Origin of the sequence: Chitinophaga sp. Hz27 (assembly GCF_042263525.1) — a bacterium.
In the GTDB taxonomy this organism is placed as follows: domain Bacteria; phylum Bacteroidota; class Bacteroidia; order Chitinophagales; family Chitinophagaceae; genus Chitinophaga.
In genome coordinates this window covers 334,430-357,873 of the sequence record NZ_JBHKFJ010000008.1, presented here as the reverse complement: position 1 = coordinate 357,873, position 23,444 = coordinate 334,430, and the positions used below count along the sequence as shown (strand labels likewise).

The following is a 23,444-nucleotide window of genomic DNA, read 5'->3' as shown; positions in this document are numbered from 1 at the left end:
AAAATCTCTCTAAAAATATAAATAATAACTAAATATTTTAGTAGTTTTACTAAAATATTTAGTGTATGACATTGCCATTCCAGGAGGGGGTGCCTGAAACCCAATACTACAAAGGACGTGGTGCACAGATCAATCCAAAGAATAAATACCTGACGGATGAATATGTGAAAGAGCACGTGGAAGGTATTGATGAATGGTGGCAGGCTGATGTTCCGACACAGATCTTCGAAGAACATGCAAAAACGCTGGTCAATAAAGTAGATAGTCCGGATGTAGGGATGTGGTATTCCATGAACCCTTATCAGGGCTGTGAGCATGGCTGTATTTACTGTTATGCACGTAATTCGCACCAGTACTGGGGACTGAGTGCAGGAATGGACTTTGAGCGTAAAATCATTGTGAAACATAATGCCCCTGAATTATTCAGGAAGTTCCTGGATAATAAGAACTGGGTACCTAAGCCTATTTCCTTATCAGGGAATACGGACTGTTATCAGCCCGTAGAGCGAAAGATGTGGCTGACAAGGCAACTATTAGAAATAGCCCTGGAATATAAACAGCCGGTAGGTATTATCACTAAAAACTCATTGGTATTGCGGGACAGGTATATCCTGCAGAAGCTTGCTGCAGAAAACCTGGTTTGTGTATATGTTTCCATTACCACGCTGGATGAGGATTTGCGCCAAAAAATGGAGCCTAGAACTACTACTGCAGCACAAAGACTTAAAATAGTAAAAGAATTATCCGATGTAGGTATACCTGTAGGCGTGATGACTGCGCCCATTATTCCAGGTTTGAACGATCATGAAATTCCACGATTACTGGAAGCTGCTGCAGCTAATGGAGCGAAATTTGCAGGGTACACCGTTGTCAGACTAAATGATGCCGTAAAAATTATTTTCAATGATTGGCTATATAAAAATTTTCCTGACCGCGCGGACAAAGTATGGCATCTCGTTGAAAGTCTGCATGGTGGCAATGTAAACGATAGTGAATTTGGTCGGAGAATGAGAGGTGAAGGAAATATTGCAGATCTGATAAGACAACAATTTCGTATACATATAAAGAAGCATGGGTTAAACCAGGAACGTTTCGAATTTAATACCGATGCGTTTCAACGTCCTTCTTCACAGTTGAGTTTATTTTGATTGTGCAATCGACAACGTAGGATAATATGAATTAATTGTTATCTCTACAAAAAAAGTAGGGTGATTTTTTATGATTGATAAAAAATAAAAATTACCTTTGTTTCAATTAAACATAACTGTGCAACTTTTTTCAACATATAAGATTCAAGCGATGGCCTGCAAGAAGCAGGTCAAGTGCGGATTGCGGGCATGTTGCACCGATTGTTAACGATAGTAAGTTATCAAACGATATAAACAAAGGTCCCGCTGAATAAGCGGGACCTTTTTGCTTTTGAAGCAGTTAGAGATGACGACATTGAATAGTAACATTATTCAGAAGATAACTAATAAGTTTTTTTACACCATAGCAAAACAAGCCTGGTGTAAACAGGATGGTTTTGCCTTGAAAAAACCATACGGACCGCGTATATAATTTTGTAACCTACCCTTACATTATTAGGCCTGGCCCGTAATTGCGGTCAGGCCTTATTGTTTCCCCCTGACCCTCTTAACAACGGGAAATCTCTATTATAAATACATTATGTGCTTAACCCGTGAAAGCCAGGTAGAGTACATAACCCCAAAAACGAAGCACCATGAGGAATGTAATCCAAGTAGTAAGAGAGGCTTTACTCACCAATTTCAGGGAGTTAGACCAATGGTTTGAAAAAGATCAGGCATTGCTGGACTTCAAACCAGAAACAGATCAATGGAGTATCAGAGAAGTGTTAGAACATATAACACTCACCAACTACTTCCTGCTCCTGATCATTAATAAAGCAACACGCCGTGCCCTGGAACGTAAAAGAACAGGTCATGCCGTAATCGTACCTGCCGATTATGAAGATAAATTCGCGCAGATCGATGTGATAGGCAGTAAATCATTTGGATGGGTAAGACCCGAACACATGGAGCCAGAAGGCCTGAAAAGCCTCGCTGAAATAAAAGCCACACTGAAACAACAGTATGCGCAATGCATGTACAATGTATCCCTACTCAAAAATGGTGAAGGTGTGCTGGTATTTACCAACATGTCCGTTAACCACCTGGGTAAACTGGATATCTATCAATACATCTATTTCCTTACCAAACATATCGAACGTCATATCCGCCAAATGCAAAGAGTGGAAAAACAGTTCGAAGACAGCGCGGTATTAATATAATTTGAGGTCGACCATTCAGGTCATCTATTCTTGTTAATTCCTTGGTATGCTGATTACTAGCCGACTCTACTCAGTAGAGTCGGCTTTTTATTAAAATAATTTTATTATGTGTATATTTAGTAGTAATCAGTATACTTATGAGCCGATCTCTGTACTACCTATTCCTATGCATCAGCATTTTGCTATGCACCCAACCTACTTTTGCCGCTGATGATAACGATAAAAATGTAACCATCTCCAGTCAGGAAGAACAATACGAATTTGTTTTGTCCGGCGAAAAGGAAAACCCCGTAAACATCCGACAGGACTTAAAAGTAGCCTATCTCTGCAATCAGTATCGCACCACCATTCCATTCGCCGAATTTTATGATGATAAAAGCCGGATAGATGAGGTTAGAGTTTATGTCAATAACGACAGACGTAAAGACATCCAACCCATTTATGCAAACTATACAGTAGACGATATCTTCTATTCTGACGCCAAAATATGTGGCATCAAACTCGACTTGATAAAAAAAGGAAGCGAGAGCAGGGTAGAACTACAGAAAACCTTCCTGGACCCTCGCTATCTTACCAGTATATATTTCACAGAAGCATTTCCATTAGCCACCAAGACGGTAACCATCATCGTCCCTAAATGGATGAAAGTAGAGCTTAAAGAAATGAATTTCAATGGCTACAATATAAAAAAGGAAGTGACCTATAATAGCCGCAAAGATGCTGACGTATACACGTTTACGGCTACCAACTTACCCGCTATTTCCCAGGATGATAAAGCTCCTGGCCCAAGCTACGTATATCCTCACCTGTTAGTGCTTAGCCAGTCGGCCAATACTAAAGAAGGAATTCAACAATATTTCAATAAAACTGCGGATCTCTATAACTGGTATCACTCACTGGCAAAACAAATCGGTGATAAAGACGATGTAATCAAAGCCAAAGCACTAGATATCACCAATGGAATTACCGCCGATACAGCCAAAATAGCAGCTGTTTATAACTGGGTACAGGATAATATCCGATATATCGCTTTTGAAGATGGCCTGGCTGGATTTAAACCTGAAGCTGCCCAATCGGTATTACAACATAAGTATGGCGACTGTAAAGGCATGGCTAATCTCACCCGAGGCCTTCTGAAAGCGCTCGGCTTTGATGCACGTCTGTGCTGGATAGGTACTGATCATATCGCCTACGATTACTCCATTCCCAGCATGGCAGTGGACAACCACATGATATGTGCGCTTACCTATAAAGGCAAAAGGATTTTCCTGGACGCTACCGAAACTTACATCGGGCTGAATCAATACGCACAGCGTATCCAGAACCGCCAGGTAATGATAGAGGATGGAAATTCGTATATACTTGACCGTGTGCCACTCTGTTCTTACCTACAGAATACTGAAACAGAAAAACGAAATATCCATGTAGAAGGAAATGCGCTGGTTGGTAAAGTACAACACGAATGGGACGGAGAAAGCAAGGAGTTTCTGCTTACACAGGTAAATGGTATCAGAAAAGAAAAAGTGAGTAATGCCCTACAACGTTATCTGAATGAAAATAACGAGAAATATGTTATCTCCAATCTGCAAAATTCAGATATGAACAACTGGAACCAACGTCTGAACATCAACTATGACCTGAAATACCAGGATGCGGTAAGTGGCTTCGGTGATGATATGTTTATTGAGATGGATTTCAGAAAGGAGTTCTCTGGTTTTAGCATCGATACGGCTAAACGAAAATCCGATTATCTGTTTTCCTACAAACACCACCTCATACATGAAACCAGCCTGGATATTCCTGCGGGTTATAAAGCAGAGCTGCCACAGGAACTGAAGATAGAACGAGATGGTTATGCCTTTCATCTCTCCTACAAACAAGCCGGTGCAAAGGTGATCTACCGAAAAGAACTTACTATCAAAAATAACTGGTTGCCTAAAGCATCATTCTTACAATGGAACAACGACATTCAATCATTAGATAAAGCATATCTGGAACAAGTAACCCTTAGTAAAAAATAATCTATCCCTAATTATTTATGAAATTTCTCCAACTGACTATTGTCTGTACTATCCTTGCCATACAAGGATTTGCACAGAGCAAACGTAATTATGATCGGTACAACGAACGTGCTGCCATCGTCAGAAACGAAGTCTGGAACTGGAACATTCCTGCATTCAAGCATCCGGACCTTACCAACATCGATACCAAAGAATCCGCAGTAGTGCTGGCTAAGCATATTGATTTCAAACTATGGCGAGTGAAGGATATCGACATGACATCCTTCGGCCCCTATGGTGGACGAGATATCTACTATTCCAGGACGGTAAGGGAAATGGTGAAAATAAATGATAAAGTAGCCCTGGACGAGTATTCACAATTTAGCTTCAAGAAACTGCAGACGGTAGGCTTTAATCACCGTAGAACCGCCAACGCGGCCACTTTTATTGGCGTGCGTATCATTAAACCTGATGGCACTTCCAAAGAAGTTAAAGTGGCCGAAGAATTAGTGAATGAAGAAGATGATGACAAATTACAAAAAAGTAAACTCGCGATTCCGGATTTACAAGTAGGTGATGTGATCGATTACTATGTAAAAGTAGAACAAATACACACGCCTGATACAGGCATCGATGAACAGCTTTTTGTGTTGGGTGATGATAAACCGATGAAACAATATTCAGTTCATGGTGATATCAGTGATAAATATTCAGTACGTTATAGATTGATGAATGGCGCACCAGATTTGAAAATAAACAAGCAAGAGGATGGTAGTAGCTTTGATTTGCTGGTGAAGGATTTGCCAAGTCGCCCAACAGACTTATGGATGGCGCCATACAGACAGATCCCATTGATCCGCATGAAAGTTAGTTTTGGCATGGGTAGTGGACTGGACGTTATTACCAACGCGGGTAGCTTCAAGAAAAATCCGGCGTATACAGATGTGCGTGTAGCCGCTGATTTATACACAACAGAAGTTTTAAGATATATCGCGAGTGCAGGTGTAGGTAACTATAAGCGCACAGTAAATGATATGCTGAAAACATATAGCCGTAATGTAAAACGTGATATACCAGAAGATAGCATTCCTTACTATGCTTATTATGCTTTTAGGTATATGGCCTTCTATCGTGTGCAGCCAAACGATAAGATTAATGTAGGTTTAGGCAGAAATTACCGCACTTCCAATAATCGTATGTTCCTGATGCTGCTGGATGATGTGCTGAAGTTTCAGGGGATTCACAGTGATATATTACTGGTAACTTCCAGATATGGCGCACCACAGAAAGAAGCATTCAATGCGGACGATTTTGAATATGTGTTGCGTACCAGAACCAAGAAACCTGTATACCTGTCTGCCGAAGGCGTATTTACACAATGTTCTGAAATGCTTGCGGAGTATGAAGGACAGAAGGCGCCAGCTTCTACAGTTGCTGCCGGTAAAATCAAGAGAAACGATCCTGAATACGATACAGAGGTAGAGATTCCTGTTACTACAGCGGATCAGAATGCACATATTGAAAAGCTGAACATTGCTATTGATAACAATATGTCGCTGCTATTGATAGATCGTAATACCACGCTGAAAGGCGGCCTGCGATTGGATGGCCAGAAGGGCTTGTTGTTATTTGAAGATTACTATGATGAGGAAAGAAAGGCCTTAGGTGTACAGCAGTCATTCATGGAGGAGTTTGCAGATAGTAAAAGAAATCGTTCTCTCGCTGATGAATATACGAATGCATTTGCGCAGGCGCGTAAAGACCAGAAGGAAGCATTCCAGCAAGAGATCAAAGGTGAGTTTGAAGTAGAACCTAAGGAAGTAACTTCTTATAAGATTAGTAAGATGGGTTTACGTCATACTGATCCTGATTTCGTGTATGACACCAAATTCAGTATGGAAGGCTATTTGAAAAAGGCGGGAAATAATTACATTTTCGATATAGGCCGGATCATTGGTGGACAACTACAAGTGAAAGCAGAGCAACGTACACGTAGTGTTGATGTATATGAACCATTTGCCCGTTCCTATCAACACGAAATTACAGTTACGATTCCAGCAGGATATAAAGTAGAAGGAGTAGATAAGTTGACAAGGAAGGTTGACAATGCAACCGGTTCATTTATAGTAGATAGTAAGATAGATGGAGATAAATTGTATCTCAGTATCAGAAAGGTTTACAAGCATTCCTTCGAGAAGACAGACAGCTGGAACGATCTGCTACAAGTGATTGATGCGGCGAATGATTTTCTTGGGCAGAAGGTGCTGTTTAAAAAAGCATAAAAACGATATAGCAATCAACGTTTACGGATACTTGAAAAAAAAACAAAAAAAATCTGTCAAAAATTTGCAATATCAAATCTTTAGTATTTATCTTTGCATCGTCAAATAAATAATAACAATATCAAACTTATAAAAATGAAACGCTTTAATCAACAAACGAACATCGCAAACCCTGGCGCAGAGCTGGGTGGTCGCGGGTTCCGGGCGTTTTACTTTTACAAGTAGATTAATATATTTGTAACAATAAACAGAAGCCCGGATCGTTGATCCGGGCTTTTTTTGTTGCCAGTTTTCGATGACGGAACCGCATGTAATTAATCAAAAATCATTAGGCCTGCTATTTAACATCGCTGAAACACGCTGTGGTAAATGGTTCAGAGATAGTTTTGCCTCAGGCATAACTAAACGGAGAAGGTATGTCGTAACGTAGTATATGCGTTAACGTTAGTAGCCCGGTCCGTTGAAAAACAGGCCGGGTTTTTTTATGTAAATGAATTATTGAGGAGGTAAATACACACTGTAACGGCAGGATAATCTTGTCCTGCCATATAGTTAAAACTTCCTTTAAAGATATATTTTTTCGTCTCTGTTTGAGTTTAACCCTAACCCCCGTGGTTGATGAGTTTCAGCCACTAATGATAAGTGTGATTTGCCGGAGCAGTCGGCTCCGGTAAGTCTTTATCTAACTATAATAAATATACAAAAATGGGACAGTTAAATAACAACCCGATACATAATAATATCAATATACTGAGTGATTCTTTTATCAATCCTCAAGCTGCTTTTGTCCACCAATTCAATGTGCTGCCAAATATCAATACACTCTATAACATAGATATTGAGAAAATGGCAGCGAAGATAGAAGTAGAGTTGAAAGATGAAATAACACAAGCGTTTAGAAATCTGGAATACAATTCGCAGAAAAAGAAATATGAAGTTGATGATGTTATCTACATGCTCACTGATAATCGCATGATCTTCATGACAAATTCCTATATGGAATTATATTATGCGACTGATGATACCACTTTCATTAACAAGTTTACCGATATAGCGGCTAAAACCAAGCGTAGAGCGAAAAGGCAGCCGCATGAAATAAACCTGGTTACAGTAAAAAGAGGTAGCTATGAACTGACAAGCATGGAGATCAAACGTACCAAACTCGATTTAGATTTGTGTTATGGAGATGATTTTAAAGAAATAGATTCCCTGATTCAACAACGTTTGAAAAAAGATAAAGACAAAGGCATCGTATTGCTGCATGGTCTTCCTGGAACAGGAAAAACAACCTATCTCCGTTACCTGATCGGTAAATTGAAAAAGAGAGTGCTCTTTATTTCATCTGAAATGGCTACGAATATTATCGAACCTGGTTTCATGGAATTACTGATTGCAAATCCCAATTCAATTCTGATTATTGAAGATGCAGAAAATGTAATCCTTGACAGAAAAATTTCTGGTAATGCAGCTGTTGCTAACCTGCTAAATCTTTCTGATGGCTTGCTCAGTGACTGTCTGAATATTCAGATCGTTTGTTCTTTTAATAGCGAATTATCTGCTATTGATAGCGCATTACTTAGAAAAGGCAGGTTGATTGCACGTTATGAATTTGGTAAACTTCCTGTTGCAAAAGCACAGCGACTCTCAGATAGTTTAGGCCTTAAGCAGGTGATCACGCAGCCAATGAGCATTGCAGAGATTACCAATCCTAACGAAATAACCCAAAAGACCCAGAAAGCTGTTATTGGTTTTAGAAGGATTGTGGAGGAAGAATTAGTAAATTAATAGTATCAATTAGCATTAAATGGGAAAATTTAAGATAAATGGAAAATGGTTGCTTGCACTTGGTTACCCACAGGGCCCGGTTGTTAGTGTAGCCATGACCGTTATAAATATGCATTTTAAGCACAGCAGCGAAGAGGAAGTAAAAAGCATACTAACTGCTGTGCTTGCGGCCCCGGCCAACTATCTTGGACATGAAACACTGTCGAAGATAGCGGTGAAGCTGGCGCCGGAAGAGGAACCGGAACGCATAGAACGTAAGCTGCTGGAAAAGCCAGTGCCTTATGAAGTGTATGGCGCTTCTTTTATTGAAGAAGGTGCCAGAGCACAGATGAATAGTGCTGTACACTTGCCAGTAGCCGTTGCGGGCGCATTAATGCCCGACGCGCACCAGGGATATGGCCTGCCAATAGGAGGTGTGTTGGCTACCGAAAACGCCATCATTCCTTATGGTGTGGGCGTGGATATTGGCTGCAGGATGTGTATGAGCATCATTGATCTTCCGGAAGTAGCCCTGGATGGTCAGTTTGACAAGTTTAAAAAAGAATTGGAAAAGAATACTGTTTTCGGTACTGGCGGTGCATTAAATATTGCCAAAGAAGATCCGGTGCTGGAACGTAACGAATTCAATGAAATACCCTTGCTGAAACGACTGAAAGATAAAGCGGTGGCCCAGTTAGGGACATCCGGTTCGGGCAACCACTTTGTGGAATGGGGAATCGTGGAATTAACGGATGATAATAATGGTTTACAGCTGCCTCGTGGCCGCTATGTAGCCTTGTTGTCGCACTCAGGTTCTCGTGGATTAGGCGCCCAGGTAGCAGGAGAGTATACGAAGCTGGCAAGGGAATTATGTCCGCTGCCGTCGCATGTACAACACCTTGCTTATCTGGACCTCAACAGCGAAGAGGGCCAGGAGTATTGGCTGGCGATGAACCTGGCAGGAGATTATGCTTCCGCATGTCATCACCTGATTCATAAAAGATTGATAAAAGCGATAGGTGGAAATATACTGGCAAGAGTAGAAAACCATCACAATTTTGCCTGGAAGGAAGTCTATGATGGAAGAGAGGTAATCGTTCACCGAAAGGGTGCAACGCCTGCCGGCGAAGGTGTGTTAGGCATCATTCCCGGTTCTATGACAGCTCCTGGTTTTATCGTGAAAGGACGTGGCAACGCTGCAGCCTTGAATTCTGCCAGTCATGGCGCCGGTCGCCAGATGTCCAGAAGTAAAGCCCTGAAAAGCATTACTGGCCATGAGCTGCGTACTGTTTTGAGAGACCATAATGTGACGCTGATTGGTGGCGGCCTGGATGAGGCGCCAATGGCTTATAAGGATATCAATACCGTTATGGCCGCACAACAGGAGCTGGTAGATATTGTGGGCAGATTCATTCCTCGTATCGTGCGAATGGCGGATCCTGGCCCGGCGGAAGATTAACCAGTGTTGTTTTAGTTATGCAAATATGGAGTGCACCTGCCGTTTGGCGGTGCACTTTTTATGCCTTAAATAATAGTCTACTATTTTTGTAGGATAATAATTTTTTATTAATATTGTTGAGATTTACCACCACCAGTATAAAAATAAAAATGGATGTATGTCGCGCTGCGCACGGCGTACAGACTAGGCCTTGTATTTCCTGACATAAAAAGCTTTTCGTAGTGCATTTAAATTATCTGGCATTTGCGGTTCCCTTATTCCTGACGCTCATGGGATTGGAATACCTGGTGGCGAGTAAACAGGGGAAAACTTATTTCCGCTTTAACGATTCCGTAATGAATATCTGTGTCGGTATCGCTGAGCGATTATCCGATACCTTTACGGTGGGCGTATTTTATTTCGTGTATGCGTACCTGTATGAACATTATGCCATCTTCAATATACAGTCTAGTGTACTGTTATGGATTGTATTATTGTTTTGTACAGATTTTGTCTGGTATTGGTATCATCGCCTGGCACATGAGGTAACTTTATTTTGGTGTGCGCATGTAGTGCATCATCAGAGTGAGGAGTTTAACTACACGGTTTCAGCCAGGATCACTGTATTCCAGGCATTTCTGCGCACTGGTTTTTGGAGTATACTACCTATACTGGGTTTTCCGCCAGCTATGATTACCAGTATGTTATTGGTGCATGGTCTTTATCCATTCTTCATACATACACGCACCATTGGAAAGCTTGGTTTATTGGAATATATCCTGGTAACGCCATCCCACCATAGGGTACACCATGCGAGCAATCCACAATATCTTGATAAAAATTATGGAGATGTATTTATCATCTGGGATAAGCTTTTCGGCACTTTTGTGAAAGAAGGAGAAGAGCCGGTATATGGGCTGACCAAACCATTAGAAAGTAATAGTTTCCTTTGGCAGCATTTTCATTTTTTGCTGGAGATGGTTTATTCTGTGCGTCGGGCAAATGGTTTTGGTAACAAATTGCGGATCATCTTTGGAAAACCTGATAATGTGGACGAGAAAGCAAGACCTGCACTGGAAGCCCGTTTCCTTATGCCTGCAGGTACACAGCAAGAAACGCCTAAGCTGAATAATTATGTAGTATGGCAACTGTCGGTGACGTTGTTGTTGCTCTTTTCTTTTTTATTGCTGGAACACTATGTGCCATTATTTATACAGGTATGCATCAGCCTGATGATTGTTCTGACGTTGATTAACTGTGGTGCTATACTGGAACAGAAGCGTTGGGTATTTTATATTGAGTATGCCCGCTACATAGCGATTGTAGCTGCATTATTTTACGTGTGGCCGGGACCGTTAGTATTCAGTTTATCCGTATTAGTTATAGTGTTAGGATTTAGTTTTCACAGCGTACTTAGAGACAGGTATCTGCGTTTGGTTTATAAAGTCTAATCACACGGTAACCTGCTGAGGTGCTGTGGTGGCCTCTTTAGATCTGAATTTTTTCCCTTTCTCTATCCATTTTACTTCTACAAATTTATAAGTAAAGCTGGCCACAGCCATTGTAAGCAGAACAAATAAAAACAAGGCGATATTGCCGGTAACTATATTGCTCGTTGGGATAATCCTGACGAGCTCTTTATTTATAACCATATTGGCGGTTATGTTGAAATGTGTTAGTCTGGCAATAATGAGTGTGAGTGCCGTAAAGCAGAACCATAGCTTGATATGTATGAGATAGATAGAGAAAGATAATTTACCAGTTGTTAATAACGGTTTGATATTTAGTAAACGGGAAACAATCCCTGTTTCTCCGGCGAAAGTCCACACAGATAAGGAGAAGAGCAGGGCTAGTATAGGGCTTTTGAAATTATTTTCAGGTAGATAAGTTACCATGAAATACATGGCTAGTACAAGAACAATTTCTATGAAAGAGAAGAGGACCGGGTTTCTTTTCAGGTGTTGTGTGCGTGCGAAGAGCTGATAGGTCATGCAGCCAGCGAAGAAGTAGGCTACGCCGCGGTATACTTCATTTTTGAGGAGGTGGTTACCAGTACAGAGCATGATGACAGGCAGCAGGGTAAGCAGGATAAATACGAAGGTCCTGGTTTTGGTTGGTTTGAAAAGCAGTACTCCCATAAAGACATTTACATAAAACTCAATGCTAAGGCTCCATGCTACGATGTTAAAGGCGCCGGAGGGTACGTTATTCATCCATCCTTGTAGCAGTAGTATGGTGGGGAGGAGGTATGCCGGGTCAGCTTTATCGATAAAGCCAGGCGTTTGTACATCATAGCCTTTGTTGGCAATATAAAGTTTGAAAAACTCTATCATAACGGTGACCACCAGCATTACGAAGTGTAGGGGATAGAGCCGGAAGAAGCGACCAATCAGGTAGTTTTTAAACTTTATTTTGGTAAATGGCTGACGGCTATAGGTATAATACATAACGAAGCCGCTGAGCACAAAGAAGAATTCGACGAAGTAGAATGCGTTGCGTATAAACTGGGTTTCGGTAATACTGTTTAATACGCGGATGTGCAGGCAAAGCACCAGGATGGCGCTTATTCCCCGTAGACTGTCTAAAGCGGTGAATCGCTTGGCGGCTGGCATGAATATTTTGTTTAGGTATTTGGGATTGTTCTGCTAAAATATACAAAAAGAGGGTGTCAGCATAGCTAAGAGTATGCAGGAGAGGGCAATAGCTGACCGTATCAGAAATAGTAATTTTATTTCTGATATATAAATTAATGTTTAGAAAAAACGTAGATCGCTAGATAAGATTATTAACAGGTAATCATTACTACAATTTTATGATATGGGTTTTGGATAATGGTTGTTTAAGGGTTTTGGATATTCAGTCGCAAAAGGTGTAGATACTTCGATTAACCAGGAGTATTAAAGACGTGTTATCGTTGGATGCGTGTTTTCAATATTTTCCTGGCGAAGTGAATACGGCTTTTGATGGTACCAAGTGGTTCGTCGAGTATGGCGGCGATTTCGAAATATTTGTAGCCTTCGAGGTATAACAGGAATGGCTGTTTGAAAATGACCGGGAGACGATACATGGCAATCTGGACGTCTTTGGTGCGCATATTGGTTTCAGCGGTATTGCCTACTACACCTTTTTGGTAGTTAAGGAAAAACTGGCTGAGGGCCGGTTCGGAGATCAGTTTACTTTTGCTTTGTTTTCGATAGTGGTTAATAAAGATGTTGCGCATTATTGTAAACAACCATGCCCTGATATTGGTGCCTTCCAGGTATTTATCCTGGTTGGTAAGTGCCCGCATGATAGTTTCCTGGTATAAATCCTTGGCTTGTTCGTTGTCTTTTGTCAGGGTATAAGCGAAGGGTTTAAGAAAGTCGACATTCCCGACCAGTAAGGTGTTAAATTCAACAGATGACATGATGTGAAGTTTTTGTGTTAACGATTTCAAACAATTACTACTTCGATAAACAACTGGAGTTTAATTACTTAAATATTAAAATAACGGAGGAAACTGTCCCCATTCCATTTTCATAAATGGTGGAGTGGGTTTCAGGTTGCATTCACATGAATTGGGACATCTAGCCGTTATATTGACGATGATTTTATCCTTAGGATTAATGATGATGAAACAAAAATGTTAGTTTGAGTGATCCCTACTTTATGATATTAACGAAGAATATAAATAATCGGATTGGTTCAATTCAAGCTATATATGAATAATTATATATTATAAATAATCATATATTATTTTTTGCTTAAAATTAGATTTTTGAGAGAGCAAGATGAAATTTGGCACTATTATGTCAGGAAAGCAACAAAAGGCTGTAATAAGTGTTATAACGGCGGTTAAACTGTTTTTTATGAAAGTAACATTTATATGTTATTTTATATAGATTTGCAGCTTATTCGGTGGAAATTCAGCCATATAAGCCCGATATTGAAGCCTAAAAACGAAATTCGAGAAAGAATAGATCCTATTATACATGTTTAGAAAATTATTGCTGATTCAGCTGTTCCTGTTTATTGTATATAGTGCTAATGTGAGTGCTCAGGTTTCTTCGATGTCGAAGGAACAGATGAAGCAAATGAAGGTGGAGAATTTAAGTGATGATCAGATTCGGCAGTTAATAGCGGAGATGAAGAAGAACAATGTGGGTATGGATGATATCGACGGTTATGCTCAGCAAAAGGGTATTCCAGATATAGAGGTATCTAAGCTAAAGGATAGGATACGATCCATGGGACTAGATAAGGAATTGTCGCAGAAACAGAAGAGTGTTGGCAACCAGAGCAATAGTAATGACAGGCAGATAAATGACGAATCGAAGGATTCATCGACCGAGGGCAAACTGACACCAGAAGAACAACAGCGTGAAAAACTCAGGAAACGGATATTTGGAGCTGAGTTATTTTCTAATAAGAACCTGACATTTGAACCTAATCTCAGAATGGCGACGCCACCAAATTACAGGCTGGCGGCAAATGATGAGATAATGATTGATGTATATGGCTATTCAGAAGTACAACATCGCTTAAAGGTTACCCCTGATGGTTATATCAACATTCCTAATATTGGTCCTGTTTATGTCAATGGCCTTACAATGGAGGAAGCCAGAAACAGGATTACGAAGCAGCTATCAAGTATATATTCTGGAATTAAGTCTGGTAATACATTTGTACAAATAACCCTGGGAAGCATTCGTAGCATAAGAGTATTGTTGATTGGTGAAGTTGAAAAACCGGGTTCGTATACGATACCTTCATTGGCAACGGTTGCCAATGCGCTTTATGTTTCAGGTGGACCCAATGAGAATGGATCTTTTCGTAACATTCAGGTAATCAGGAACGGAGCTGTAGTATCCACATTTGATCTTTATGATTTTCTTTCCCATGGAGATCTGACTCAGAATATTGTTTTACAGGACCAGGATATTGTTAAGGTAAATCCATATAAAACCAGGGTTGAATTAACTGGTCAGGTGAAACGTCCGGCAATTTTTGAGGCGAAAGAAAATGAGTCACTGCAGCAGGTTTTGGATTATGCGGGAGGATTTACTGACAAGGCTTTTACAGATGTGATTCGTGGATATCGTATCAATAATAAAGAAAGAGAAGTAGTAAATATACCTGCTGATAACATTGCTAGTTTCAAACTAAAATCAGGTGATCAGTTCTTTATTGATTCAGTATTAACCCGATTTAGCAATAGAGTGACGATCACTGGTGCGGTGTTTCATCCAGGTAATTATGCGTTGGAGCCAAATATGCAGATTGCAGATCTTATTAAGAGAGCTGACGGTGTGAAAGAGGATGCAACGATGACTCGTGGATTAGTACGTCGTTTACAGGCAGATTATACACCTGCATATATCAATTTCAACGTTCAGGATGCAATGGCTGGCAGATCTACTGTTACCTTGCAGAAGGAAGATTCGGTTATTATCTATTCTAAACTTGATCTTCGGGAAGATTATGAAGTTCGTATAGAAGGTGAGGTTAATAAACCTGGTTTTTTCCAATATGGTGACAGCATGCACCTTGAAGACCTGATATTACTGGCTGGAGGGTTAAGAGATGCGGCATCCACACAACGTATAGAAGTTGCCCGCCGTATCAGAAACGGGGTTTACAATCCTCAGGACTCTGCTAAAGCAATTGTACAGTATTACGATATCAACGCTGATCTCAGTGCTTCTGCAAAGAGTTTTGTGTTATTACCATTTGATGAGATCACTGTTCGTAAATCACCGGTATATTCTTCGCAAGCCAATGTTTCTATTGGGGGAGAGGTTGTGTATCCTGGAGACTATACGATCAACACGAAATCAGAGCGCATTTCAGATCTGATCAAACGTACAGGTGGTTTGCGCCCGGAGGCATACGCTGAAGGTGCTGTAATGCTGAGAAAAACGTTTATCAATGAAGGTGATAGTTTGATTTTAGCTAACAAACTTGAAGTATTCATTAATAAGCTCCAGGATAGTGCAGATATTGCCCGTGTAAGGCAGGCAGTAAATCGACATGAGCAACTATTAGGTATCAATTTAGATCAGATTATCAAAAATCCTGGTTCTAAATATGATCTGATCCTGGAAGAAGGGGATATCATCCGGGTACCTAAAAAATTACAAACTGTTCAGCTTTTCGGGGAGATATATTTCCCGAAGAAAGTGAGATTTGACAAAGGATATAAGTTCAGGGACTATATTCACGGAGCAGGTGGTTTTACTTCTCAGGCATTAAGAAGAAGAAGTTATATCGTTTACGCGAATGGAGAGGTGAAGAATACAAAGAAGGTGATGTTTTTTAATAGTTATCCAAAAGTAAAGCCGGGAGCAGAAGTGTATGTGCCAGCGAAAAAAGGAAAGCGTGGTTTAACAAGTGGGGAGGCCGTAGGTCTTGCAAGTGGATTAGCTTCATTGGCACTGGTAATTGTGACCATCATAAATGCAACCAAGTAATTTAATTAGGTAAAGGTATAACTGTTATGAATGTCCAGAAGGATCTCCAGCAGCCTGAAGTTCAGAAAGATGAATTAACCGTCAAGGAACTGTTGTTACACTTGTTTGAATGGTGCCGGTATTTATGGAGTAAAAAACTAGTAATTATCCTGGCTGCCGCAGTTGGTATTGGCGCAGGGTTGCTTCTAGCTTTAAAAACGAAACCCAAGTACATCGGTGAAGTAGTATTTGTGGTGGACGATAAAAGTAGTAGCGGTATAGGTGCTTATCTTGGAATTGCCAGCCAGCTGGGCTTAGATATGGGAGGGAAAGGTTCCAGCGGTATTTTCGAAGGCGATAACATCATGCAGTTCCTGAAATCCCGGTTGATGGTGGAGAAAGCACTGTTATCTCCTGTTGAGTACAACGGAAAAACAATCTCTCTAATTGATCTATATATAGATTTTAAAAATTTGAGAGCAGAATGGCAAAAAAATCCCCTGTTAAAAAGTATTCAGTTTGCGCCATCAGAATCGAGAAAAGGATTCTCCATACAAAAAGATAGTATCCTTAATGAAATTCAACAAAGCATTGTCAAAGGAAACCTCACCATTACCAAGAAAGATTCAAAACTTAATTTCATTTCGGTAATCTGTAAAACTGAAAATGAAAATTTTTCAAAAGCATTTGTTGAAACTTTGGTGAGTACCGCTTCCGCCTTTTATATAGAAACTAAAACAAAGCGCTCAAAGCATAGTGTAGATCGACTTCAGGAGCAGGCAGACTCTCTTGAAACCTTATTAAACAAGAAAACCTACGCTACTGCATTTTCCCAGGACCTGAACCAGAACCCTGCCAGGCGTATCGCCACTGTTCGAACAGAACTGGACCTGAGAGACAAAATGGTTTTACAAACGATGTATGCCGAGGTAGTAAAAAACCTTGAACTGAGTAAGATGACCATGGCCCAAGAAACCCCAATCATTCAAGTAATTGACTCCCCAATATTACCCCTTGAAAAAAAGAAACAAGGAAAGCTGACCAGCATGATTGGAGGAGCTTTACTGGCAGTAATATTAACCAGTTTGGGGTTATTAGGAATAAGACTTTTTAAGAAGATCATGCAGTAATTAAATCTTTATACACAATAAAATGCTTCTTTCAAATAAAATAGCTGTTATAGGGCTGGGTTATGTTGGATTACCCCTTGCAATCGAATTTGGTAAAAAATACCAGGTATTAGGCTTTGATATCAACGCATCAAGGATTGAGGAATTACAAAGAGGAGAAGATCATACCAAGGAAGCCGACCTGGAAGGTTTACAAACTGCAGCAAACGGATATAAAGAAGGCAAGAATTTTGGCTTGCATTTTTCCAATGATCCGAAGGCACTGAAAGATTATAATATTTTCATTGTTACCGTACCAACACCCATTGATCACTTTAAAAAACCAGACCTCACGCCATTGCTGAAAGCTTCTGAAACAGTGGCTTCTGCATTAAAAAAAGGTGATATTGTTATTTATGAGTCAACGGTATACCCAGGCTGTACAGAAGAGGATTGTGTACCAGTACTGGAGAAATACTCAGGGCTGAAATTCAATACAGACTTCTTCTGCGGATATTCTCCTGAAAGAATAAATCCAGGAGATAAGCATAATACACTGGTTAAAATCAAAAAAGTTACCTCCGGATCAACACCTGAAATTGCTGATCAGGTAGATGAATTATACAAAAGCATCATTACGGCCGGTACATTTAAAGCTAGAAGCCTTAAGGTAGCCGAAGCTTCCAAAGCAATTGAAAATGCACAACGCGATATTAATATCAGCTTTGTGAACGAATTAGCCCTGATTTTTGACCGTGTTGGTATTGATACCAATGACGTACTTGAAGCAGCCGGATCAAAATGGAACTTTCTGAAATTTCAACCTGGCTTAGTTGGTGGGCATTGTATTGGTGTCGATCCATACTACCTCGCTCATAAAGCTGAGTCATTAGGTTATCATCCACAAGTAATACTTTCTGGTAGAAGAGTGAATGATAACATGGGCATGTTTGTGGCTAATAAAGTTGTTAAGCTGATGATCAAAAAAGGTCACAGAATTGATGGCTCCCGCGCACTGATTTTAGGTTTTACTTTTAAAGAGAATTGCCCGGATGTACGCAATTCAAGAGTGATAGATATTTATAAAGAATTAGTACAGTTCGGCATTAAAACAGATATCTATGATCCACACGCGCATGCTGCTGATGTGAATCATGAATATGGAATAAAATTGACATCCGACATTGGTAAAGACTATGAGGCAATAATTTTGGCTGTAGCGCACAAAGAATTTTTAAGCATTGATCTTTCCGAACTGAAATCTGGTGACAACACCGTAGTGTTTGATACGAAATCCTTCCTGGAAAGGGAAGCTGTAGATGGAAGATTATAAGTTGCTCTTAATTATAACACTATGAAACAAATTGAGATGGATAATTCAAAATATAAATTAATATTGATCGCAGGAGCAAGACCCAATTTTATGAAGATTGCTCCACTGATGCAAGCGTTAAATGGTCATCCGTTTATCCAACCAATACTTGTTCATACTGGACAGCATTATGATGAAAAGATGTCTGATTTGTTTTTTAAACAATTGAACATCCCAATGCCTGATATTAACCTGGAAGTAGGCTCTGCATCACATGCCGTACAAACCGCCAGGATAATGGAAGGATTTGAAAAAGTATGTCTTCAGAAACAACCAGACATGGTGCTGGTAGTAGGAGATGTAAATAGTACAGTCGCCTGTACACTAGTCGCCTCAAAACTTGGAATCAGCACTGCACACTATGAAGCTGGCTTAAGAAGCAATGACCGTTCTATGCCAGAAGAAATTAATCGCCTGGTTACTGACAGTATCAGTGATTATTTCTTTACAACCAGTGCTGATGCTGATGAAAATCTCATTCGTGAAGGTGTTGATCCTAACAAAATCCATATGGTAGGAAATCTGATGATTGATACGCTCATCACAAACCTTCCGCATGTAAATGGCGCTGCTACTGAATTTGCACTACTTAACAAAGATCGTAAAATAAACCTGGCAACAGACTTCCCTGCGGAAAGCTATGCTGTAATGACTTTCCACCGTCCTTCCAACGTGGACGATAAAGAACAACTCTCCCAATTAGTTAATATTTGGGGAGAAGTTAGTAAAAACATACCGCTGATTTTCCCCATCCATCCAAGAACCTTTAAGCATATTAAAGAATTCGGATTGTTAGAGGAGGTCAATAAATATGATCAATTATTTCTCATCGAATCCTTAGGTTATTTTGAATTCATTTCACTTATAAGAAATGCTCGTTTCGTACTCACGGATTCTGGAGGAATACAGGAAGAAACTACTTACCTGAATATTCCATGCCTTACCGTAAGACCTAATACAGAAAGACCTGTCACAGTATGGGAAGGAAGTAATAAGCTGATCAAAATCGAAGATATTCTTGAGGAGGTATCTCTGATACTGAATGGACAAGGAAAAAAAGGTAAAGTTCCTAACTTCTGGGATGGAAAAACTGCGCAACGAATCGTCAGACAAATTGAAAGTATAACGAAAAAGGCATGTGAACCAATCACGGATTAATTGATGGTCCGATTAAACCTGCGAATAATTACAAATTTGCTCCCAATCACTATTGTATGAAGACAATTAAAGGTTCTTACTGTTTTGGCACTGTGGTATTTCTGCTGCAGTGTTTATTAGTGAGTTGTACTTTACATTCTCAAAATTTAACAGAGAATGAAGCCTACAAACAAAATCTGGCGAACAGATGGACTGCAATCCAGTCGATGGGGGGAGATGCCTCAGGTTTATCGCAGGTAAACAGTGTAACACGAAACAAACAACAGAACTTAACAGATCAGCAATATGCTGCATTAATGCAGCAAACCAGATTGGCTTATCTTGATGTGTTAAAGAAAAAGATAAGTATACCAACCAACAAACTTTATACTGAACTCGTTAGTCCGTGGAAAGATATTTCGACTGATCTATTTCCTGTTAACAATACGGCTGCTGTTAGTAAGGGTATTCAAATAAAAAATATCCTTAAAGGAAGGCAATATGCTGCTTTCTGGGTATGTAATCTGGATAATGCACCACAAACTGTAACGCTTAAATGTGCCAAAACAGGGGGCTTATCCCAGGTAAGTTTTTATGACGCCCAATTTCAGCTTAGCAGAAATTTGAAATACATTCCAGATGCCCTGGTACCTGTTAGCTCCAGTGTAATGGCGCCAGGTGAAGTAAAGGTATTTTATGTTGCTGTGGATGGTGTAAAACCAGGAACTGAAAGTAATCAGGTTATTATTTCCGGCAAGTATGGAAGTAGCATTATACCATTGAGTATTCAAAATTTCGGTATTACCGTAACTCGTAGTGCCATTAATCTGAATGCTATAACCTGGCCTTACTTCTTTTACCCAATTATGAATGGTAAAGAAAAAGCGGCTTCAGAAAATCTGCAGACACATTATATCAATTCATTGGTGGTTACTGTAAACAAACTGCCCTTATTTCAGGATTTATCCAACACGGCAGCTTTTGATGAATACGCATTGCTCTGCAAGGATTACCAGCATCTGATTCTGGATTTCGATTTAAGACGACAAGCAAAAGCTGCCGATTACCTTTCGCCATCATGGAAGGCACAATTTTTAAAATGGTATGCTTTTACAATTAATCGTTATCAATCATTTGGCATACCCAAAGAAAAGATAATGCTGATGTTGTCTGATGAGCCAACTCCAGATGAGATGGACTATATGAGCAAGTTTACTGCTTGGATACGTACGGCTGCTCCAGATGCAAAATTGTTTTCTACAAGTAATAACGCCACTTGCACGGCTATTCTACTGCCAATTTTGGACGTAGTACAGATTTACAGTAATACTGTGCTGGGTGTACAGGCTACCGCCAGCAATATGCGTAAGATCTGGATCTATGATACCAAAAACAAAACCATGCCTCCTTATACCTCCTTCCGTTTAATGGCTTGGGAAGCTTTTTATAAAGGATATGGAGGTATTGGATTCTGGAACTTCGCAGATATTCCGACTGGAGGATCTGCATGGAATGATTTTAAAGGCAAATATGAACCTTATAATGCGGTGTATGATTATAAGAACACCTTCATTAATAGTCGTAGATGGGAGGCATTCAGACTTGGAATGGAAGACTATTATATATTAAGCATGTATGCCCAAAAGCACGGCCTTAATGCGGCCAAAGAGCTTAGCAGAAAAGTACTGTCAAATCCTGATGATATTAATATGGCAGATGCCACAAGAAATACTTTGCTAAATGGACTTTAGATTATTAAAGTCTGCTAACAGAACATTATTAGCATTCAGTTGACTTTCAAATTTGTACATATGAATGCAAGATCTTTGGTGATTGGCGCCAACAGTTTTATCGGTAGTAATTTGATAACATCCTTGGCTGAAACAAGTGATGTTACTGGCGTTTATAACCATTCCAGAGATCGCCTTGTAGCTGATGTCCCCTATGTTTCAATTGGTGAGCTCTATCAGCTTGAACCAAACTTTGATCATGTCTATATTGTCAGTGCATTTATCCGAACAGGAACACTTTCTGATGAAGATCGGGAACAACTGTATAAGGTAAATGTAGAAATGGTAGCGCGGATATGCAGACGTTTCAGCAATGCCAGAATTATATTATGCTCTTCTGTTTCTGTTTATGATTTAGAACCAGGTATCATATCGGAAAACAGCAGCATTGGGGGACTCAATGAGTATGGTATATCTAAACGATGGAGTGAAAAGATTGTAGCAGCAACTCCAAACCATGCAATTGTACGCTTTTCTTCAATCTATGGTAAAGGCATGAACCCCGGCACCATAATACCTGCATATATTGATCAGGCGACAGAAAAAAAAGAAATAGTAGTGTTTGGAAAGGGAGAAAGATTACAGAATTATCTTCATGTCCAGGATGCAGTGAATTATCTGATAGCTGCAGCTAATCATAACAAGAATGAGATTCTACTGGCGTGTGCAACGGAGAGTGTAAGTAATCGTGCATTGGCAGAGTTGATCGCAAGTCAGACTGCTAGTACGGTGACATTTAATGGTAATGATCACGCATTATCTTTTCGCTACAATAATAGCACCACTAATCAAGAATTAAATTATCGTCCAATTATATCCCTTTCGGAAGGAATCAAAGAAATGATAAAATGGAAAGAAAAAAAGTTTTAGTTACAGGCGTCGGAGGTAATGTTGGTCAGGGGATTATTCGCAATATTGCTAAAACAAAATTTGACATAGCAATAGTAGGAACAAATATCAGCGACTTTTCTGCGGGAAATCATTTGTGTGATGTATTCTACAAAGTACCATATGCCTATGATGAAAACTTTATTCCGACAATTTGTGAGATAGTAGAAAAAGAAAAGATTGACCTTATTATTCCATCAACTGATTATGAGGTCTACTATCTTGCCGCAAATGAAGCAATATTAGGTGCGGCTTTGGCTGCTTCAAAGGCAGATACCGCCGCCATCTATCTGGATAAATACCTGAGTTGGGAACATCATCAACAGCATGATATTCCATTTGCAATGTCTGTGTTGCCTTCTGCATATGATGGGTCTTTTAATGAATTTATTCTGAAGCCCAGAAAAGGTCGTGGATCAAGAGGACTACACATAAACCCAACCAGCTGGGTGGGCTTTAATGATGAAGAGTATATGGTGCAACCTTTCCATAAAGGAAAGGAAATTACGACTGCATTTTATGTTAATAAAGCTGGTGAACTGCACGGGTTCATCACTTTACTGAGATCCTTGGAGAATGGCGCAACAGCGCAGTGTAAGGTAGTATTTGATTATGATGCAGCATTAAAACCGATGCTGGAGAAAATGATAGCACATACTAACTTCCGCGGAGCAGCCAATCTACAGGCTATTGTAACGGAAGACGGAACAATCGTACCATTTGAAGTGAATTGCCGTATTTCTGGAACAAATTCTATTCGTGCCAATTTCGGGTTTGAAGATGTTAAATACACGCTTCAGGAATATTTATACAATCAGCAACCCGACCAGCCAGCAATTATTGCCGGCGTAGCCGTAAGGATACTGATGGACGTTATCTACCAAGGGAAAGAAGACTATGCAGACTGTAAGGACAGTAGTGCAGGATTTTACTTGTATTAAGAATG

At 40.0% G+C, this 23,444-nt stretch carries 16 protein-coding genes; 14 read left to right on the top strand and 2 right to left on the bottom strand.

The genetic code is table 11. The features are described from left to right. The first annotated feature begins 65 nt into the window (after window positions 1-65). The 7 genes from ACE38W_RS20645 to ACE38W_RS20615 all read left to right on the top strand — a co-directional run bounded on the left by ACE38W_RS20645 (window position 66) and on the right by ACE38W_RS20615 (window position 11,225). Entirely contained in the window at window positions 66-1,148 is a 1,083-nt protein-coding gene (locus ACE38W_RS20645) for a PA0069 family radical SAM protein (RefSeq protein WP_375834074.1), read from the top strand. A 575-nt stretch (window positions 1,149-1,723) separates the two neighbouring features. Then, the gene (locus ACE38W_RS20640) at window positions 1,724-2,290 is read left to right on the top strand and encodes a DinB family protein (protein ID WP_375834071.1); all 567 of its coding nucleotides are present in this window, start codon (window positions 1,724-1,726) and stop codon (window positions 2,288-2,290) included. Window positions 2,291-2,427: 137 nt separating this feature from the next. Then, window positions 2,428-4,311 (top strand): transglutaminase family protein, encoded by a 1,884-nt coding sequence (locus tag ACE38W_RS20635; RefSeq protein WP_375834068.1) that lies wholly within the window; start codon window positions 2,428-2,430, stop codon window positions 4,309-4,311. A gap of 17 nt (window positions 4,312-4,328) precedes the next feature. Further along, window positions 4,329-6,572: a DUF3857 domain-containing protein gene (locus tag ACE38W_RS20630; protein WP_375834065.1), complete on the top strand. Its 2,244-nt coding sequence runs from the start codon at window positions 4,329-4,331 to the stop codon at window positions 6,570-6,572. Window positions 6,573-7,277: 705 nt separating this feature from the next. Then, window positions 7,278-8,357, top strand: coding sequence for an AAA family ATPase (locus tag ACE38W_RS20625; RefSeq protein ID WP_375834063.1), 1,080 nt, complete (start codon window positions 7,278-7,280; stop codon window positions 8,355-8,357). A gap of 19 nt (window positions 8,358-8,376) precedes the next feature. Continuing rightward, window positions 8,377-9,795, top strand: coding sequence for an RtcB family protein (locus ACE38W_RS20620; RefSeq protein ID WP_375834060.1), 1,419 nt, complete (start codon window positions 8,377-8,379; stop codon window positions 9,793-9,795). 221 nt (window positions 9,796-10,016) lie between these two features. Further along, complete coding sequence (locus ACE38W_RS20615; protein WP_375834057.1) at window positions 10,017-11,225, top strand: sterol desaturase family protein; 1,209 nt, start codon at window positions 10,017-10,019, stop codon at window positions 11,223-11,225. Here the strand turns inward: ACE38W_RS20615 and ACE38W_RS20610 are convergent, their stop codons facing one another. Then, the gene (locus ACE38W_RS20610) at window positions 11,226-12,386 is read right to left on the bottom strand and encodes an acyltransferase family protein (RefSeq protein WP_375834054.1); all 1,161 of its coding nucleotides are present in this window, start codon (window positions 12,384-12,386) and stop codon (window positions 11,226-11,228) included. Window positions 12,387-12,682: 296 nt separating this feature from the next. Continuing rightward, window positions 12,683-13,180: an RNA polymerase sigma factor gene (locus ACE38W_RS20605; RefSeq protein ID WP_375834051.1), complete on the bottom strand. Its 498-nt coding sequence runs from the start codon at window positions 13,178-13,180 to the stop codon at window positions 12,683-12,685. 565 nt (window positions 13,181-13,745) lie between these two features. On the opposite strand from ACE38W_RS20605, the gene ACE38W_RS20600 reads away from it, so the two are divergent. Genes ACE38W_RS20600 through ACE38W_RS20570 form a run of 7 tightly spaced genes read left to right on the top strand, consistent with a single transcriptional unit; the run spans window position 13,746 to window position 23,439 of the window. Next, entirely contained in the window at window positions 13,746-16,223 is a 2,478-nt protein-coding gene (locus tag ACE38W_RS20600) for an SLBB domain-containing protein (protein ID WP_375834049.1), read from the top strand. 26 nt (window positions 16,224-16,249) lie between these two features. Beyond that, entirely contained in the window at window positions 16,250-17,332 is a 1,083-nt protein-coding gene (locus ACE38W_RS20595; RefSeq protein WP_375834047.1) for a hypothetical protein, read from the top strand. 22 nt (window positions 17,333-17,354) lie between these two features. Beyond that, a complete protein-coding gene (locus ACE38W_RS20590) occupies window positions 17,355-18,644 on the top strand; it encodes a nucleotide sugar dehydrogenase (RefSeq protein ID WP_375834045.1) in 1,290 nt (429 codons plus the stop codon). 21 nt (window positions 18,645-18,665) lie between these two features. Further along, window positions 18,666-19,841, top strand: a complete 1,176-nt coding sequence (wecB, locus tag ACE38W_RS20585; RefSeq protein WP_375834042.1) for a non-hydrolyzing UDP-N-acetylglucosamine 2-epimerase — start codon at window positions 18,666-18,668, stop codon at window positions 19,839-19,841. Window positions 19,842-19,897: 56 nt separating this feature from the next. Further along, on the top strand, window positions 19,898-21,571 hold the full coding sequence (locus ACE38W_RS20580; RefSeq protein ID WP_375834040.1) for a hypothetical protein: 1,674 nt from the start codon (window positions 19,898-19,900) through the stop codon (window positions 21,569-21,571). A 60-nt stretch (window positions 21,572-21,631) separates the two neighbouring features. Next, entirely contained in the window at window positions 21,632-22,480 is an 849-nt protein-coding gene (locus ACE38W_RS20575) for an NAD-dependent epimerase/dehydratase family protein (RefSeq protein ID WP_375834038.1), read from the top strand. Then, the gene (locus tag ACE38W_RS20570; RefSeq protein ID WP_375834035.1) at window positions 22,459-23,439 is read left to right on the top strand and encodes a hypothetical protein; all 981 of its coding nucleotides are present in this window, start codon (window positions 22,459-22,461) and stop codon (window positions 23,437-23,439) included. The genes ACE38W_RS20575 and ACE38W_RS20570 overlap by 22 nt, the downstream gene beginning before the upstream one ends. Window positions 23,440-23,444 lie beyond the last annotated feature (5 nt).

What these genes read in the sequence shown, in the direction of transcription:
- ACE38W_RS20645 (WP_375834074.1), top strand. Translation starts at nt 66, where the DNA reads ATGACATTGCCATTCCAGGAGGGGGTGCCTGAAACCCAATACTACAAA.
- ACE38W_RS20640 (WP_375834071.1), top strand. Translation starts at nt 1,724, where the DNA reads ATGAGGAATGTAATCCAAGTAGTAAGAGAGGCTTTACTCACCAATTTC.
- ACE38W_RS20635 (WP_375834068.1), top strand. Translation starts at nt 2,428, where the DNA reads ATGAGCCGATCTCTGTACTACCTATTCCTATGCATCAGCATTTTGCTA.
- ACE38W_RS20630 (WP_375834065.1), top strand. Translation starts at nt 4,329, where the DNA reads ATGAAATTTCTCCAACTGACTATTGTCTGTACTATCCTTGCCATACAA.
- ACE38W_RS20625 (WP_375834063.1), top strand. Translation starts at nt 7,278, where the DNA reads ATGGGACAGTTAAATAACAACCCGATACATAATAATATCAATATACTG.
- ACE38W_RS20620 (WP_375834060.1), top strand. Translation starts at nt 8,377, where the DNA reads ATGGGAAAATTTAAGATAAATGGAAAATGGTTGCTTGCACTTGGTTAC.
- ACE38W_RS20610 (WP_375834054.1), bottom strand. Translation starts at nt 12,386, where the DNA reads ATGCCAGCCGCCAAGCGATTCACCGCTTTAGACAGTCTACGGGGAATA.
- ACE38W_RS20605 (WP_375834051.1), bottom strand. Translation starts at nt 13,180, where the DNA reads ATGTCATCTGTTGAATTTAACACCTTACTGGTCGGGAATGTCGACTTT.
- ACE38W_RS20600 (WP_375834049.1), top strand. Translation starts at nt 13,746, where the DNA reads ATGTTTAGAAAATTATTGCTGATTCAGCTGTTCCTGTTTATTGTATAT.
- ACE38W_RS20595 (WP_375834047.1), top strand. Translation starts at nt 16,250, where the DNA reads ATGAATGTCCAGAAGGATCTCCAGCAGCCTGAAGTTCAGAAAGATGAA.
- ACE38W_RS20590 (WP_375834045.1), top strand. Translation starts at nt 17,355, where the DNA reads ATGCTTCTTTCAAATAAAATAGCTGTTATAGGGCTGGGTTATGTTGGA.
- wecB (WP_375834042.1), top strand. Translation starts at nt 18,666, where the DNA reads ATGAAACAAATTGAGATGGATAATTCAAAATATAAATTAATATTGATC.
- ACE38W_RS20580 (WP_375834040.1), top strand. Translation starts at nt 19,898, where the DNA reads ATGAAGACAATTAAAGGTTCTTACTGTTTTGGCACTGTGGTATTTCTG.
- ACE38W_RS20575 (WP_375834038.1), top strand. Translation starts at nt 21,632, where the DNA reads ATGAATGCAAGATCTTTGGTGATTGGCGCCAACAGTTTTATCGGTAGT.
- ACE38W_RS20570 (WP_375834035.1), top strand. Translation starts at nt 22,459, where the DNA reads ATGGAAAGAAAAAAAGTTTTAGTTACAGGCGTCGGAGGTAATGTTGGT.